This is a genomic window from Pseudosporangium ferrugineum (genome assembly GCF_003002065.1).
GTDB classification, from domain to species: domain Bacteria; phylum Actinomycetota; class Actinomycetes; order Mycobacteriales; family Micromonosporaceae; genus Actinoplanes; species Actinoplanes ferrugineus_A.
Window position 1 is genome coordinate 938,945 of sequence record NZ_PVZG01000001.1, and the last position, 15,842, is coordinate 954,786.

Consider the following 15,842-nt stretch of genomic DNA (forward strand, 5'->3'; position numbering starts at 1 on the left):
CCGCGGCCCGACGCTAGATCCGCAGCGAGGACTCGCCCTGCTCCCAGCGGGACAGCACGTACCCGGCCCAGCGGTCCTCCAGGGTCAGCACGCAGCGGGCCCCGAACAGCACGTCCGCCGCCAGCTCCGGCTCGGCCGCGCAGAACGACCCGCACATGTCGAACGCCGCGATCTGCTCGTGCACCGCGTCCGCCTCGACGTGCTCGTCGTAGAAGCGGGTGGCGTTCTCGTCGCCGCCGAGCCGGCGCAGCCCGTTGCCGTACGCCCGGTTCGGCCCGGTCGACGTCATCTCGTACGCGGCCAGATGCCCCAGCAACGCCCCCCGCAGCCGGCGGTGCAGCCCGAACAGCGACATGAGGTTGTTGTTGGCGAGGGTCTGCCACGGCACCACCTCCACGTACGCCCCGTACGTGGTGTCGAGCCCGAGCGCCGTCATCGTCTCCTTGAACATCTCCTGGTGCATGCGGGCCGCGGTGCCTCCGCCGTACTCGTCGATCTGGACCTCGATGAGGGCGGCCTTGGCCGCACCGCTCAGCCGGGGGATCGCGAAGGTGTGCGGGTCCGCCTCGCGCAGGTGGTAGACGGACCGGTGGGTGGCGAACTCGCGGAACTGCTCGTAGCCGGCCCGCCCGCGCAGATAGCCGGAGAGCGACGGCCCGCCCGGCTCCCGGGTCATCGCGATCAGCTGGTGGGGCACGTCACCGGTGTCCCCGGGTACGGGCAGCCGCCGCAGCTCCGCCTCGAACGCCGCCTCCAGCCGGGCCCGCAGGCCGAGCAGGCCCGGGTGCCACTCCCACGTGTCGTCGACCCCGTCCCAGCCGCGGTAGTGCAGTTCGTAGAGGACGAACAGGGCGAGGTGCAGGTCGTCGTCCGAGTCGGGGTCGCCGGCGGTGAAGTCGTGCGGGCCCTGGGAGAGCGCGGTGATGACGGCGTCCGACACGGGGCCGCGGGACGAGGGAAGCTTCATGGGGCGACTTCCTGACGCAGGAGAACGGAACGGAGGAGTTCCCGGTCCGCCCTCCCCCAAACGATCACGCCTTGTTTCGCGCCTTCCGCACGAGCTACGTGAGTTGCCAATTCACTCACTGTGGTCGAAACATCGCTCTCCGTACCATGAGGGAACCCCCAGGAGGTGATCCCCATGGATGACACCGAGCTGTACCGCGAGCGGATCCTCCGGCATGCCGGTCCGGTCATCACCGGGCGGTTCCTCGGCTTCCGGACCTCGTACACCCGCGAGGTCCGGGTCGGGCAGCCGCTGCTCATCGTCGTCTTCGTGACGGCGTCCATCGCCCAGGCGCTGCTGGCCCTCATCCGCTCCGGCGGAGGCGCCCGGCGACGGTTCAAGGATCTCAAGAAGGGCCCCGAGTACCTGGTCACGCCGGTCCGGCTGCGCGACGACCTCGGGCAGACGTACGAGGTCGAGATGCACGGGCAGCTCCCCCAGTCGGCGCTGCACCGCGGCGACCTCGTGCAGGTGCGCACCGTGCCGCAGAAGGACCCCGACCTGCCCGTGAAGCTGCACCAGGTGCTGAATCTGGAGACGCTGCAGCCGTACACGCCACGGATCCCGACGATGTGGTCGCACCTGGGTCCGGGCCTGCTGATCCAGGCCGTGCTCGGCCTGCTCGTGGCCGGCGCGCTCGCCGTGGCCTGGATCAGCTGAGGCGCTCAGAGGCGGGCCAGCGGGACCACCGCGGCCATCGCACGGTCGCCGGCGTCGTTCGGGTGAAGGTGGTCACCGCTGTCGAAGGCGGGCAGCATCCGCTGCGGGTCCGCCGGGTCGCGGGTGGCGGCGTCGAAGTCGGCGAGCCCGTCCAGCGCGCCGTCGCCGCCCGCGCGGATCCACTCGTTGACGGCGACCCGGGTCCGCTCCAGCTCCGGCGTCCACGAGCCCCAGCCCTTCCACGCCATGATCGTCGCGCCGACGACCCGCAGGCCGCGGGCCCGCGCCTGCGCGGCGATCTGCGCCAGGCCCGCAATGATCTGCTCCGGGTCGGCCTGGTGCGGCGTCTGCTGAATGTCGTTGATCCCCTCGAACACGATCACCGTACGGGCACCCGCCCGCTCGAGGACGTCCCAGTTCAACCGGGTCAGCGCGCTCGGGCCGAAGGTGTCGTAGATCGTGTAATTCGGCGCGTTGCTGTCCAGCAGGACGCGGTTGCCGCTGATCCCGGAGTTGGCGATCCCGTAGTCGGGCACGGGGCTGCTCGCGAGCCGCGCCGCGAGATAGTCCGTCCAGCGCCGGTTGGCACCCCAGGTCGACGTGACGCCGTCGGTGATGGAGTCGCCGAGGGCCACCACCGTGCCCGGCCCGCCCGAGACGTCGACGCCGTTGACGTAGTGCCACACCCGGGTCGTCTCGCCGAACGCGGTGGAGGCCTCCTCACCCGCGTGGTCGGCGGGACCCCGGCTGAAGAAGGAGTCCTGCATCGCCGCCGGGTGGTAGGTCACGGTGCCGGACGGCTGCGGCGTCCAGGTGCTCACCAGCAGGTCCTGATCGGCCGGCACGGAGAGGCGTACGGGATCGCTGACGACCTCGGCCCGCGCCGGGACGGTGATCGACGCGCGCCCGGCGAAGAGCACGTCGCGGACGGTGCCGGGCCGGGCCGAGCCGTCACTGCGGTCGACGGTGCCGTCGCGGCGGCCACCGGTGTGCGCCGAGATCGCGACGGTCACGTGGCCCATCAGCACCGGCTGGGTGCCGAAACGGTTGGAGAGGTGGATCCGTACGGTGCTGCCGCCGGTCGTGGTGTGCACGACGTTGCGGATGGTGAAGCCGGCGTAGCCCTGCTCCACGCCGGAGACCGCCGCGGCCGGCGCGGTCGCCCACGCCGTGGTCCACGCGGGCCCGCGCCGCTCCGCCTCGGCCGGGGCCGCGACCATGGCCAGCAGCAGCGTGGACACTGCCGCGATCCGGGTGATCCTGCGCATCGTTGCCTCCCCAGCCGGGTTCAGGACAACGATCAGTCTCGATGCGTACCCGTCATCTGTAAAGGCCGGGACGCGCCGTCGCCGACCAGACCGCGCGACCGCGCCCACCGCTCGAAGACGACGGTCGCGAACGGCGGCACCGAGCAGGCCAGCGCCACCAGCGTCACCCACCACCGCCAGCCGGCGGCCCGGGCCTGCACCACGGTCACCGCCAGGTACGCCATGAACAGCGCGCCGTGCAGCGGACCGGCGATCTTCACCCCGATCTCGTCGTGCACGACCACGTACTTGAAGAACATTCCGGTCAGGAGCAGCGCCCAGCTCACCGCCTCCGCGATTGCGACGGCCACGAAAAGGGCAGGTATGCGGCGCACGCCGGAGCCTCCAACGGAATGTCCGGCGCGTGGGATGGTGCGCCGGAGGGCGGACTGGCAGATCATAGGGGTTGGCTCTCGGGAAGGGCGGTGCGCGGTGGGCGAAGAGGTCGAGCGTCGGGAATTCAGCCGCGAGGACCGGACGAAGTACCGGCACAAGATCCGCCGCAGTCTCGACGTGTTCGCCTCGATGCTGCGCGAGGCGCGCTTCGAGTTCGAGCGCCCGCTGACCGGCATGGAGATCGAGCTGAACCTGGTCGACGGCAACGCCGACCCGGCGATGCGCAACGCCGAGGTGCTCGCGGCGCTGGAGGACCCCGACTACCAGACCGAGCTCGGCCAGTTCAACATCGAGATCAACGTGGCGCCGCGGCGGCTGGCCGGCGAGGAGAACGCCGACCTGGAACGCGAGCTGCGGGCCAGCCTCAACAACGCCGAGGAGCACGCCCGCCAGGCCGGCGCGCACATGGTGATGATCGGCATCCTGCCGACGCTGCGCAAGGAGCACCTGACCACCGACGCGCTCTCCACCAACCCCCGGTACGCGCTGCTCAACGAGCAGATCTTCGCGGCCCGTGGCGAGGACCTCGACATCCGCATCGACGGCATCGACCGGCTCGCCGTCACCACCGACAGCATCGCGCCCGAGGCGGCCTGCACCAGCACCCAGTTCCACCTTCAGGTGAGTCCCGCGCAGTTCGCCGCGTACTGGAACGCCGCCCAGGTGATCGCGGGCGTGCAGGTGGCGCTCGGGGCGAACTCGCCGCTGCTCTTCGGCCGGGAGCTGTGGCGCGAGACCCGGATCCCCCTGTTCGAGCAGGCGACCGACACCCGGTCGGAGGAGATCCGGGCCCAGGGCGTACGCCCGCGGGTATGGTTCGGCGAGCGCTGGATCACCTCGGTCTTCGACCTGTTCGAGGAGAACGTCCGCTACTTCCCGGCGCTGCTGCCGATCTGCGACGACGAGGACCCCGAGCAGATCCTGGAGAGCGGCGACATCCCGCAGCTGAGCGAGCTGCGGCTGCACAACGGCACCGTCTACCGCTGGAACCGCCCGATCTACGCGGTGGTCAGGGACCGCCCCCACCTGCGAGTGGAGAACAGGGTGCTGCCGGCCGGCCCGACCGTCGTGGACACGGTGGCCAACGGCGCCTTCTACTACGGCCTGGTCCGGATGCTCGCCGAGGCCGAGCGGCCGATCTGGACCCAGATGTCGTTCAGCGCCGCCGAGGAGAATTTCCACTCGTGCGCCCGGCACGGGCTGGCGGCGTCGGTCTTCTGGCCCGGCCTCGGCTACGTGCCCGTCACCGAGCTGGTGCTGCGCCGCCTGCTCCCGCTGGCCCACGAGGGCCTGGCGAAGTGGGGCGTGTCCCGCGGCGAACGCGACCGCCTGCTCGGCATCATCGAGCAACGCTGCCTGACCGGCCGCAACGGCGCGACGTGGCAGGTGGAGACGCTGCACGCCCTGGAGGGCGACGGCCTGGACCGGCAGGCGGCCCTGCACGAGATGCTGCGCCGCTACCTGCCGCCGATGCACGAGAACGTCCCGGTCCACGAGTGGCCGCTGAACTGACGGGCCGCCCGGGCCGCTTTTGCTGGGACGTGGTCAGGCCGCCCGCGCGATCGCCACGGTGACGCCGGGGAAGACCTGTTTCGGCAGGATCAGCGCGGCTCCGGGACCGGCGGCGGCCAGGGCGGCCGCCTCGGCGACGCTCGGCACCCCGGCCAGGGCGGCGACCCGCGGCGAGGGCCGGGCCGGCACGACGGCCGCGAGCAGCTCCGGCGGCACCGGCACGAGCGGCCATCCCCGGGCCCGCGCGAAGGGTGCGAGGACCGGGGCGCGACGATCGAGGGTCGCGACCGCGGAGACGGCCGAGCCGGGCACGCCCGCCCGGGAGAGCGAGGCGTCCACGGCCGCGCCGAGCTGTCCGGGCGTCACCGCGGCGCGGACCCCGACGCCGAGCGTCAGGCTCATGCCGGGGCGGGCACGGCCGCCGCGGCCGTCACCACGCGGCGGGCCATCGCCGGGTCGGCCGCCCAGTGCAGGTGCAGGTAGGACGCGTGCAGGGCGGGGGCCGCGAAACCCTCCGGGTCCGCGCCGCGCCACGCCCAGGCCGCTCCCCCGGCGGGTTCGAGCAGCAGGCCCGAGCGGGGGTGGACGGTGGTCCGGTGGAACTCGTGGCCGGTGATGCGCGAGCCCGCCGGCAGCAGGGGGCTGTCCGCCAGCGCCACCGCGTCGCGGTAGCCGAGGGTCAGCGACGGGGTCATCGCCGCGTCCGCGTCGAGGACGCCGCACATCGGGGCGCCGTCGAGGGTGCGGCAGAGCCAGAGCAGGCCCGCGCATTCGGCGACGATCGGCATGCGTACGGCCGCCATCGACGCCACGGCCAGGCGCAGGGGTTCGTTGGCGGACAGCTCGGAGGCGTACACCTCGGGAAAGCCGCCGCCGACGACCAGCGCGCGGGTGCCCTCGGGCAGGGTCTCGTCCCGCAGCGGGTCGACCACCACGACGTCGGCGCCCGCGCCGGTGAGAAGTTCGGCCGTCTCGGCGTACGCGAAGGTGAAGGCCGGGCCGCCGGCGAGCGCGACCACGGGACGGCCCGGCACCGGCTCGGCGGTGGCCGGGCTCCAGGGCGTCGCCGTCAGCGGGGGTGCGGAGCGGGCCAGCGCCAGGACCGCGTCGAGGTCCACCGCCGACTCCACGAGCGTGGCCAGGGCGTCGACGGAGGCCAGCGCCTCGGCCCGGCGCTCGGCGGCCGGCACCAGGCCGAGATGCCGCGACGGCGCCTCCACGGCGGCGGCCCGGCGCAGCGCCCCGAGCACCGGCGTGCCCACCTCCTCGCACGCCTCCCGCAGCAGCGCCTCGTGCCGGTCCGAGCCGACCTGGTTGAGGATCACCCCGCCCAGCCGCACCGTGCCGAAGCTGCGGAAGCCGTGCACCAGCGCGGCGACGGACCGCCCCTGCGCGGCCGCGTTCACGACCAGCACCACCGGCGCGTCGAGCAGGGCCGCCACGTGCGCGGTCGAGCCGGTGTCACCGGCGCCGGTCCGGCCGTCGTAGAGCCCCATGACACCCTCGACGACGGCCAGGTCGGTGCCCGCCGAGCCGTGCGCGAAGAGCGGCCCGATCAGCTCCTCGCCGACCATGACCGGGTCGAGGTTGCGCCCCGGCCGCCCGGCGGCGAGCGCGTGATAGCCCGGATCGATGTAGTCCGGCCCCACCTTGAAGGGCGAGACCGACAGACCCCTTCCCGCGCACGCCGCCAGCAGGCCCGTCGCCACGGTGGTCTTGCCGTGCCCGGACGCCGGCGCGGCGATGACGATCCGCGGGATGCTCACCACTCGATGCCCCGCTGTCCCTTGCGGCCCGCGTCCATCGGGTGCTTCACCTTGGTCATCTCGGTGACCAGGTCCGCGGCGGCCAGCAGCTCGGGGTGGGCGTCGCGCCCGGTGATGACGACGTGTTGCACCCCGGGCCGCTCCCGCAGGGTGGCCACCACGTCCGCGACGTCCACCCACCCCCACTTCATCGGGTAGGTGAACTCGTCGAGCACGTAGAAGGTGTGCGTCTCGGCGGCGAGATCCCGCTTGATCTGCGCCCACCCCTCGGCGGCCTCGGCGGCGTGGTCCCGCTCGGTGCCGGCCCGCTGGATCCACGACCAGCCCTCGCCCATCTTGTGCCAGGCGACGGGCGCCCCGCCGGGCACCTGGCCGAGCGCCTTGAGCGCGGCCTCCTCGCCGACCCGCCACTTCTCGCTCTTGACGAACTGGAACACGCCGACGGGCCACCCCGCGTTCCAGGCCCGCAACGCCATCCCGAAGGCGGCGGTCGACTTCCCCTTGCCGTGTCCGGTGTGGACGGCGAGCACGGCCTGGCGGCGGCGCTGCCGCGTGGTGAGCCCGTCGTCGGGCACGCTGGTGACCTGTCCCTGCGGCATCAGGCAGCCCTCCCGGGGTGCACGCCGGCCGGTCCCGGCCGGTGGTGGGTCGCTCCGTCGGCGGCCAGGGCCTCCAGCGGCAGGACGTCGGCGTCCAGCGCGGTCGCGAGCCGCCGGGCGAGGCCGAGCCGCACCGGCCCGGACTCGCAGTCGACGACGACCGTGGCGACGCCGGCCAGCACCGGGGCCAGCAGCACCGGGTCGGCGCCGCTGGTCGCGCGCCCGTCGGTGACCACGACCAGCAGCGGGCGGCGGCGCGGGTCACGGCGGCGCTCGGTGGCGATCGTGGCGGCGGCGGCCCGCAGGCCGGCCGCCAGCGGGGTGCGCCCGCCGGTGCGCAGGCTCGCGAGCCGCAGCACGCCGACCTCGTGGCTGGAGGTGGGGGGCAGCACCTGCTCGGCCGACGACCCCCGGAACGTGATCATGCCGATCCGGTCCCGCCGCTGGTAGGCGTCGCGCAGCAGCGACAGCACCGCGGTCTTCACCACGGTCATCCGCTTGCGGGCCGCCATCGACCCGGACGCGTCCACGACGAACAGCACGAGGTTGGCCTCCCGGCCGACGTGCACGGACTCGCGCAGGTCACCGGGCCGGACCCCGGCCCCGCCGCGGTGCAGCGCCGCCCGCAGGGTCGCCGGAAGGTGCGGCGCGCCGCTGAGCCTGCCGCGTGGCACCCGCGATCCGACGACCCGCCCCCGCCGCGCGAAGGCAGGCGACCGGCGCCCGGCATGCCCGCCCTCGCCCCGCGCGGCGATCCGCAGCGTCCGCGGCCGGTACGCCGCCCCGGCCGCCGCGCCCTTCCGCCCCGCCGGGCCGTTCCGGCCGCCGCCCTCTTCCGGACCGGCTTCGTGCGAAGCGGTTCCCCGCTCCTCCGAGCCGTCACTGCCGCCTCCCGGCCCGCCCGGCCCCCCACCGTCCGGACCGCCGCTGTCCGGCGCGCCGCTGTCCCACCCGCTGCTGCCCGGCCCGCCGCTGCCCGGCCCGGTGCCGTCCGGCCCGCCGCTGCCCGGTCCGTTGCTGTCCGATCCGCTGCTGCCCGGATCCCCGGTGTCCGGACCGGTGTCGCCGGGGCCGGGCCCGCCCGCGTCCGGCGGCGGTGGCGGCTCGTCCGGGTCGTCGCCGCCCGCCTCCCGCAGCGCCTCCTCGAGCCGCTGCTCGTCGGTGCCGGGCGGATCCAGCGGGTCCTTGCGGCGCCGGTGCGGCAACGCCAGCCGCGCCGCGTCGCGCACGTCCCCCGCCGTCACCCGCTCCCGGCCGTGCCAGGCGGCCAGCGCCACCGCGCACCTCGCCACCACGAGGTCGGCGCGCATGCCGTCCACCCCGTACGCCAGGCAGATCCGGGCGATCCGGTCCAGCTCCGCGTCCGGCAGCAGGACCGCCGGCACCGCGGCCCGGGCCGTCGCGATCCGGGCGGCCAGCGAGGTCTCGGCGGCGGCGAACCGGGCCGCGAAACCGTCCGGGTCCGCCTCGTACGCGAGCCGCCGCCGCACCACCTCGGCCCGCTGCACCGCCTCCCGCGGCGCGGACACCGTCACCACCAGCCCGAACCGGTCGACGAGCTGGGGCCGCGGCTCGCCCTCCTCGGGGTTCATCGTGCCGACCAGCAGGAAGCGGGCCGCGTGCTTGACCGAGACGCCGTCGCGTTCCACGTGCGCGCGCCCCATCGCCGCCGCGTCCAGCAGCAGGTCGACGAGGTGGTCGGGCAGCAGGTTGACCTCGTCGACGTACAGCGCGCCGCGGTGGGCCGCCGCCAGCAGGCCCGGCTCGTACGCCTTCACGCCGTCGGCGAGCGCCCGCTGGATGTCGAGGGTGCCGACGACCCGGTCCTCGGTGGCGCCGACCGGCAGCTCGACCAGCGTGGCCGGCCGGTGCCCGTGCGGCGCGCCGGGCTCGTGCGGGCCGTCGGGGCAACCGGGGTCGGGCGCGCCGGGATCGCACGCGAAGCGGCAGCCGCGCACCACGTCGACCTCGGGCAGCAGGGTGGCGAGGGCGCGCACCACGGTGCTCTTGGCGGTGCCCTTCTCCCCCCGGACGAGCACCCCGCCGACGGCCGGTGACACCGCCGTGAGCAGGAGGGCGAGGCGCAGATCGTCAAGGCCGACGACGGCGGAGAACGGATACGGCGTCACGCCACGGTCCTTTCCGCGGGTGTCCACGCCCGCGTGCAGAGGGAGCGAGCGGCCGGAGTCTCCTGACTCCCGGGCAGCCGCCGGCCGCCCGGTCACAGTGGCGGGACCGTCCCGGATTCGCACCGGGTTCCTCCGCTTACCGCTCGCGGGTCACTCTGTCGCACCGCCGCCCACCCCGTCAACGCGGACCGCCGTGGCCATCCTCACCCGCGAACCGGGGTCCCGACCGCCTTCTCCGTGCCGGGCAGCGGCGACGGCGCCAGCCTGTCCAACTCGGTCAGCACGTCGGTGACCGCGAGCGCCGACTTCTCCACCAGCGGCCGCAACCGCTTGTAGAGCGCGGCGTCCGCCTCGTCCGGCCGGGTGTGCGCGGTGATCTCCACCAGCGCCGCGGCCCGGTCCAGGTCGGGCAGCTCGCCGATCGCGTGCAGCCCGAGCAGGCACGCGCCGAGCGCCGTCCCCTCGGGCGTGTTCGCGATCGCCACCGGCAGGTCCAGCGCCGACGCCAGCACCCCGACCCACAGCTCCGACGCGACCGCCCCGCCGGTGGCGCGCACCTCGGTCATCGGCACGCCCTCGGCGGCGAAGGTGTCCCGCACCAGCGCCAGCTGCTGGCACACCCCCTCGACCGCCGCCCGGACCAGATGCGCCCGGCCGTGCTCGCGCCGGAGCCCGAGGTACGCACCGCGCATCCCGCCGCGCCACCAGGGCGCCCGCTCGCCCAGCAGGTACGGTAGGCAGATCAGCCCGTCGCTGCCGGCCGCGACCGTGGCCGCCTCGACCAGCAGCGCGGCGTCGCGGACGTCGGCGTCCTCCCCCTCGGCGGGCGGGCGGTCGAAGCCCTCGGCCATGGTCTGCCCGGCCCAGCGCACCACCGAGCCGGCGTTGTTGACGGCGCCGCCGAGCACCCACCGGTCCTCGGTCAGCGCGTAGCAGAACAGCCGGCCGGCCTTGTCCGCGATCGGCGCGTTCACCACCGTGCGCAGCGCGCCGCTGGTGCCCAGGGACACCGCGGCCACGCCGGCCGGCGTGGCGCCGACGCCGAGGTTGGCGAGCGGTCCGTCGGCCGCGCCGATGATCAGCGGGGTGTCCGCCGGCAGTCCCGCCGCCGCGGCCACCTCGGCGTGCAGCTTGAGCGCGGTGGTGGTCGGCACGACCTCCGCGAGCCGCCCCGCGTCGATGCCGGCGATGTCGAGCGCCTCGGGGTCCCAGCGGCGCTCGTGGATGTCGTACAACCCGGTGCCGGAGGCGACGGAGAGATCGACCACGAAGGCGTCCCGGGCGAGCCCGCTGAGCACGACCTCCTTGACGCCGCCCCAGCGCGGCGTGTCACGCAGCATCGCCGGGTCCTCGGCGCGCCACCAGGCGAGCTTGGCGAGTGGTGCCATCGGGTGCACCGGGGTGCCGGTCCGCGCCTGGAGCGGCTTGGCCCGGCCGGCGGCGGCGAGCTCGTCGCTCTGCGCCGAGGACCGGTTGTCCGCCCAGGTGATGAGCGGGCCGGTGGGGTTGCCGCCGGCGTCCATCGGCACCAGGCCGTGCAGGAACGCGCTGAGGCTGACGGCGAGCACCCGGTCACCGCGCTCCCGGCACTCCCGCGCGACGGTGACCAGCGCCTCGGTGGCGGCGTCGCGCAGCCGGACGGGGTCGAGCTCGGCCCGCCCCGGACCGGGCACGGACAGCGGGTAGTGCACGCTGGTCATCGCGCGCACCTCGCCGTCGAGCCCCGCGGCGATCGCCTTGGTGGCGGTGGTTCCGGTGTCGATCCCGATGACGACGTCCATGCACCCTCCCGAGTTCGCGGCCGGCACCCGGCACCCGGCGACGAACATGCCCGCTGCGGCGCCCGCTCAAGCGGCGGCCGCGAGCGGCCTGCCGAAACCCTAACCCGACCAGATCCTCCGGTACGGCGTGAGCCACGCCTCGAGCGCACGGAACGGCCCGGGCTCGAGGCGGTAGATCCGTTGCTGGGCGGCGGTGCGGCTCGACACGAACCCCGCCTCGCGCAGCACCTTGAGGTGCTTGGACACCGCGGGCTGGCTCAGGGCGAGGACGCCGACCAGGTCACCGACGCTGCGTTCGGCGAGCCGCAACTCGTCGAGGATGCGGCGCCGGGTGGGCTCGGCCAGCACGGAGATGGCATCGACGGGCACGCGAGCGACTATTCCACTCGGGTTATATAACCGTCAAGGCATGAAAGCGGTGCGATGATGGCCGGGTGCGGGTGCTGATCGTGACCTCCGGATCCACCGGCGACGTGGCGCCGTACACGGGCCTCGGCGAACGGCTCCGGGCCGCCGGCCACGACGTCACCCTCGCCACCCACGAGCCGTTCCGCGACCGGATCGCGCTGCCGTTCGTGCCGCTCCCCGGCGACCTGCGCCGGATCCTGCCCCGGGCGCGCGGGCAGGACGGCACGGGTTCGGGGACGAGCCCGTGGGCCCTCGCCCGCCTGCGGCGCATCGCCCGCCCGCTGATCGCCGAGCTGGCCGGGGGCGTGGCTGCCGCCGTACGCGAGACCCACCCCGAGGTTCTGCTGCTGTCCACGCTGGTCGCGCCGCTCGGCTATCAGGTCGCCGAGGCCGCGGGCATCCCCTGGGCCGGGGTGTTCCTCCAGCCGCTGTACCCGACCGGCGACTTCGGACCGGTGCTGGTGGGCGGCCGCTCGGCGGGCCGCACCGCCAACCGCCTGATGGGCCGGATCACCGAGGCCGCCGCCCGCCCGCTCTACCGCGCGCCGATCCGCGGCCTGCGCGCGGAGCTGGGCCTCCCCCGGGTCGGCACCCGGCGCCTCCAGCGCGAGCAGCAGCACCGCTGGCCCACCTTCCACGGCTTCAGCCCGTCGGTGGTGCCCCGCCCCACGGACTGGCCGGCGTCCCAGGAGATCGTCGGCTACTGGTGGCCCGCCCACCCACCCGGCCGGCCGTCGCCGCCCGATCGGCACACGCTCCCCGGACCCGGGACCCCGGCCACCGCGCCGCCGGCCACCGCGCCGCCGGTCGCCGGGCCGCCGGTCGCCGCGCCGCCGGCCACCGTGCCGCCAGCCACCGCGCCGCCGGTCGGTCCGCAACCGCTTCCCCAGTCCGGGACGCCCGTGGCCCCGCCGCCGGCCGATCCGCAACCGGTCCCCGGACCCGGGGCGCCGGTCGCCGGGCCGCCGGCGCTTTCCGGATCCGGGACGCCGGTCGCCGAGGTCGAGGCGTTTCTCGCGGCCGGGCCGCCGCCGGTCTTCGTGGGGTTCGGCAGCATGGCGCCCGGGCACGGCGGGCGCCTGGCCGGGCCGGTGCTGGCGGCGGTGCGGGCCGCCGGGGTCCGCGCGGTGGTGCAGGCCGGCTGGTCGGGGCTGCGGGCCGGCGACGAGCCCGGCGTGCTGAGCGTGGGCGCCCTGCCGCACGACTGGCTGTTTCCGCGGATGGCGGCAGTTGTGCACCATGCGGGGGCCGGGACGACGGCGGCGGGGCTGCGGGCGGGGGTGCCGGCGGTGGCCGTGCCGGTGCTCGCGGATCAGCCGTTCTGGGCTTGGCGGCTGCACGCCCTGGGGGTGAGCCCGCGGCCGCTCCCGTTCTCCCGGCTGACCGCGGACCGGCTCGCGGCGGCGCTGACCGAGGCCACGACGGACCCCCGGATGCGCGCACGAGCCGCCGCCCTCGCCGCGGACCTGGCGCGCGAGGACGGCGCCGCCCGGATCATCGAGTGGCTCGCGGAACTCGGAGAAGCCGCCAGCCGGGCGACAGCGGCCCGCCGGGCGACAGCGGCCCGGCCCGGCGCCGGGCCCTCGCCCCGGACGACGGCCGGGCCCCCACCCCGCACGACGGCCGGGCCCTGACCCCGCACGACGTGACGGCGACGATCGCCCTCGCCCGTGCCCGGAAGAAGCCGGGCAGCACGCGGGAAGCCGGGCCGTGTGGGGGAAGCCGGGCCGTGTGCGGGAAGCCGGGCCGTGTGCGGGAAGCCGGGCCGTGTGCGGGAAGCCGGGCCGTGTGCGGGAAGCCGGGCCGTGCGCGAGAAGCCGGGCAGCGCGCGGCGGAGACGCCGCCGGCCGCCCCGGAGAGCCGGGACGGCCGGGAGGCGGAAGCGGGTCAGCGCTCGCTGATCGGCACGAACTGCCGCTCGGCCTCGCCCGTGTAGAGCTGGCGCGGGCGGCCGATCTTCGTGGTCGGGTCGGACATCATCTCCGCCCACTGCGCGATCCAGCCGGGGAGCCGGCCGAGCGCGAAGAGGACCGTGAACATCTTCGTGGGGAAGCCCAGGGCCTTGTAGATCAGGCCCGTGTAGAAGTCCACGTTGGGGTAGAGCTTGCGGGAGACGAAGTAGTCGTCGGCCAGCGCGATCTCCTCGAGCTGGAACGCGATCTCCAGCAGCGGGTCGGGCCGGTCCAGCGTGGCCAGCACGTCCTGGGCCGCCTTCTTGACGATCGCGGCGCGCGGGTCGTAATTCTTGTAGACCCGGTGGCCGAAGCCCATCAGCTTGACGCCCTTCTCCTTCGCCTTGACCCGGCGGACGAAGGACTGGACGTCGCCGCCGTCGGCGCGGATCTGCTCGAGCATCTCCAGCACCGCCGAGTTGGCGCCGCCGTGCAGCGGGCCGGACAGCGCGTTGATGCCCGCCGCCACCGAGGCGAACAGGTTGGCCTGGGCGGAACCGACCAGGCGCACCGTGGAGGTGGAACAGTTCTGCTCGTGGTCGGCGTGCAGCACGAACAGCATGTCGAGGATCTTGGCGATCTTCGGGTCGATCTCGTACGTGACCGTCGGCAGCCCGAAGGTCATGCGCAGGAAGTTCTCGACGTAGTCGAGCGAGTTGTCCGGGTACGGCAGCGGGTGCCCGATCGACTTCTTGTACGCGTACGCCGCGATCGTGGGCAGTTTCGCCATCAGCCGGATGCCGGAGATCTCGACCTGCTCGGGGTCGGTCGGGTCCAGCGCGTCCTGGTAGAACGTCGACAGGGCGGTCACCGCCGAGGACAGCACCGCCATCGGGTGCGCGTCACGCGGGAAGCCGGAGAAGAAGGTGCGCATCTCCTCCTGCAGCAGCGTGTGCACGCGGATCTTGTCCGCGAACTCCGCGAGCTGTGCCGGCGTCGGCAGGGCATCGTGGATCAGCAGGTAGGAGACCTCCAGGAAGGAGGCCTTGCCCGCGAGCTGTTCGATCGGGAAGCCCCGGTAACGCAGGATGCCCGCGTCGCCGTCGATGTAGGTGATCGCCGACGCGCACGAGGCCGTGTTGACGAAACCCTGGTCCAGGGTCACGTAGCCGGTCTCCTTGAGGAGGGCGCTGATCTCGATCCCGCCCGGGCCCTCGACCGCCGGGCGAACCGGCAGGGACAACTGGCCACCGGGGTGGTCGAGCTTGACATCCGTCATGTATTTCCCTCACTTCACCGGCAGATGTCGCCAATAACCTGCCGTTCACCGTAAACCCTCAAGCTGAACGGGTCATCAGTCGGTCGACCGCTGAGGCATTGATCACGACTGCCGATCCCGCCTCAACCATAGATAATGGTCGGTGGACCGCGTCGGCGCGGTGCGGAGGTGGTGAACCGATGCAGATTCCGGCACCTGCTCCTGTCGTCGTGGGCGTCAGCGGAACGGCCGCCGGCCTGGCCGCCACGCGGCTCGGCGCCCGCGAGGCGATGGCGCGCGGGAGACCGCTGCGGATCGTGCACGTCTTCGCCTGGCCCGGCCGGCACTACTCCGATGATCCTCCTGATTATTGCTCGGCGCGGCGGGAAGCCGATCTCATCGTGCGCGAGGCCGTGGCCACCGCGAGCCGTTCGGTGCCCGGTGTCCGGGTCGAGGGCGTGCTGGTCGACGGCCAGCCGGTGCGTGAGCTGCTGCGTCGCAGCCGCACGGCCGAGCTGCTCGTGCTCGGCGACGACGACCTCACCACCGCCCCGGGGCTGCCGCCGGACTCGGTCGCGGTCCAGGCGGTCGCCCGCGCCCGCTGCCCGGTGGTGGTCGCCCGCGGCGTCCGCCCGCCGTCCGGGCCGCTGCTGGTCGCCGTCGACGGCTCCCCCGCCTCGTTGCAGGCGCTGCGGCTGGCCGCGGGCGAGGCCGGCCGGCGCGAGCTGGCCCTGGAGGTGGCCCACGTGGTCGGCCGGCCCGAGCAGGAGCCGGCCGGGCGGCGGCTGCTGGAGAACGCGATCGCCGGGGTGCCCGGACTCACCGGGGCGCGGACCCGGCTGCTGGTGGGAGATCCTGCGCCAACTCTCGTACGCGCTTCCCGCCGGGCGCGCATGATGATCGTGGGCCCACGTGGCACCGACGGCAGCTCCCTGCTGGGCGTCGTGGCGGGCGAGCTGCTGCGTCACTGCGCCTGCCCGACCCTGTTCGTCCACGGCACGACCGCCGGGCAGGGCCCGGGAGACGGTACGGCCGCCGGTCCGGGAAACCGGACGGCTGCCGGGAAGGGCCCCGGGAACGGTACGGTGCGAACGGCGGGGGCGCTGACGAGCTGACGGCCAGGGGGCG

14 protein-coding genes and 1 riboswitch are annotated in these 15,842 nt (G+C 74.6%); of the genes, 4 read left to right on the forward strand and 10 right to left on the reverse strand.

Going from position 1 to position 15,842, the window contains the following annotated elements:
- Positions 1 to 13: 13 nt before the first annotated feature.
- The gene (locus CLV70_RS04095; protein ID WP_106124922.1) at positions 14 to 967 is read right to left on the reverse strand and encodes an iron-containing redox enzyme family protein; all 954 of its coding nucleotides are present in this window, start codon (positions 965 to 967) and stop codon (positions 14 to 16) included.
- 174 nt (positions 968 to 1,141) lie between these two features.
- Here CLV70_RS04095 and CLV70_RS04100 point away from each other — a divergent pair, with 174 nt between their 5' ends.
- Positions 1,142 to 1,666 (forward strand): hypothetical protein, encoded by a 525-nt coding sequence (locus tag CLV70_RS04100; protein WP_106124923.1) that lies wholly within the window; start codon positions 1,142 to 1,144, stop codon positions 1,664 to 1,666.
- Between the two features lie 5 nt (positions 1,667 to 1,671).
- Here the strand turns inward: CLV70_RS04100 and CLV70_RS04105 are convergent, their stop codons facing one another.
- Entirely contained in the window at positions 1,672 to 2,934 is a 1,263-nt protein-coding gene (locus CLV70_RS04105; RefSeq protein ID WP_106124924.1) for an SGNH/GDSL hydrolase family protein, read from the reverse strand.
- A gap of 32 nt (positions 2,935 to 2,966) precedes the next feature.
- Complete coding sequence (locus CLV70_RS04110) at positions 2,967 to 3,284, reverse strand: DUF3817 domain-containing protein (RefSeq protein WP_245907999.1); 318 nt, start codon at positions 3,282 to 3,284, stop codon at positions 2,967 to 2,969.
- Positions 3,285 to 3,405: 121 nt separating this feature from the next.
- On the opposite strand from CLV70_RS04110, the gene CLV70_RS04115 reads away from it, so the two are divergent.
- Positions 3,406 to 4,881 (forward strand): glutamate-cysteine ligase family protein, encoded by a 1,476-nt coding sequence (locus CLV70_RS04115; protein WP_106124926.1) that lies wholly within the window; start codon positions 3,406 to 3,408, stop codon positions 4,879 to 4,881.
- 33 nt (positions 4,882 to 4,914) lie between these two features.
- On the opposite strand, the gene CLV70_RS04120 is transcribed toward CLV70_RS04115, so the two are convergent.
- The 6 genes from CLV70_RS04120 to CLV70_RS04145 all read right to left on the reverse strand — a co-directional run bounded on the left by CLV70_RS04120 (position 4,915) and on the right by CLV70_RS04145 (position 11,525).
- A complete protein-coding gene (locus tag CLV70_RS04120; protein WP_106124927.1) occupies positions 4,915 to 5,283 on the reverse strand; it encodes a cobalamin biosynthesis protein in 369 nt (122 codons plus the stop codon).
- Positions 5,280 to 6,650 carry a cobyrinic acid a,c-diamide synthase CobB gene (locus CLV70_RS04125; RefSeq protein WP_106124928.1) on the reverse strand — a complete coding sequence of 457 codons (1,371 nt, stop codon included), beginning with the start codon at positions 6,648 to 6,650 and terminating at the stop codon, positions 5,280 to 5,282. Before CLV70_RS04125 ends, CLV70_RS04120 begins: the two co-directional genes overlap by 4 nt.
- The gene (gene cobO / locus CLV70_RS04130; protein WP_106124929.1) at positions 6,644 to 7,246 is read right to left on the reverse strand and encodes a cob(I)yrinic acid a,c-diamide adenosyltransferase; all 603 of its coding nucleotides are present in this window, start codon (positions 7,244 to 7,246) and stop codon (positions 6,644 to 6,646) included. Before cobO ends, CLV70_RS04125 begins: the two co-directional genes overlap by 7 nt.
- A complete protein-coding gene (locus tag CLV70_RS04135) occupies positions 7,246 to 9,375 on the reverse strand; it encodes a VWA domain-containing protein (protein ID WP_106125045.1) in 2,130 nt (709 codons plus the stop codon). Before CLV70_RS04135 ends, cobO begins: the two co-directional genes overlap by 1 nt.
- 55 nt (positions 9,376 to 9,430) lie before the next feature.
- Positions 9,431 to 9,508, reverse strand: a riboswitch (cobalamin riboswitch).
- Positions 9,509 to 9,578: 70 nt separating this feature from the next.
- Positions 9,579 to 11,156, reverse strand: coding sequence for a gluconokinase (locus CLV70_RS04140; protein WP_106125046.1), 1,578 nt, complete (start codon positions 11,154 to 11,156; stop codon positions 9,579 to 9,581).
- A gap of 99 nt (positions 11,157 to 11,255) precedes the next feature.
- Positions 11,256 to 11,525 (reverse strand): ArsR/SmtB family transcription factor, encoded by a 270-nt coding sequence (locus CLV70_RS04145; protein WP_106124930.1) that lies wholly within the window; start codon positions 11,523 to 11,525, stop codon positions 11,256 to 11,258.
- Between the two features lie 65 nt (positions 11,526 to 11,590).
- Here CLV70_RS04145 and CLV70_RS40775 point away from each other — a divergent pair, with 65 nt between their 5' ends.
- Positions 11,591 to 13,198 (forward strand): glycosyltransferase, encoded by a 1,608-nt coding sequence (locus CLV70_RS40775; RefSeq protein WP_245908000.1) that lies wholly within the window; start codon positions 11,591 to 11,593, stop codon positions 13,196 to 13,198.
- 253 nt (positions 13,199 to 13,451) lie between these two features.
- Here the strand turns inward: CLV70_RS40775 and CLV70_RS04160 are convergent, their stop codons facing one another.
- Positions 13,452 to 14,735, reverse strand: coding sequence for a citrate synthase (locus CLV70_RS04160; RefSeq protein ID WP_106124931.1), 1,284 nt, complete (start codon positions 14,733 to 14,735; stop codon positions 13,452 to 13,454).
- 179 nt (positions 14,736 to 14,914) lie between these two features.
- Between CLV70_RS04160 and CLV70_RS04165 the strand changes: the two genes are divergently transcribed.
- Positions 14,915 to 15,829 (forward strand): universal stress protein, encoded by a 915-nt coding sequence (locus tag CLV70_RS04165; protein WP_106124932.1) that lies wholly within the window; start codon positions 14,915 to 14,917, stop codon positions 15,827 to 15,829.
- Positions 15,830 to 15,842: the final 13 nt, after the last annotated feature.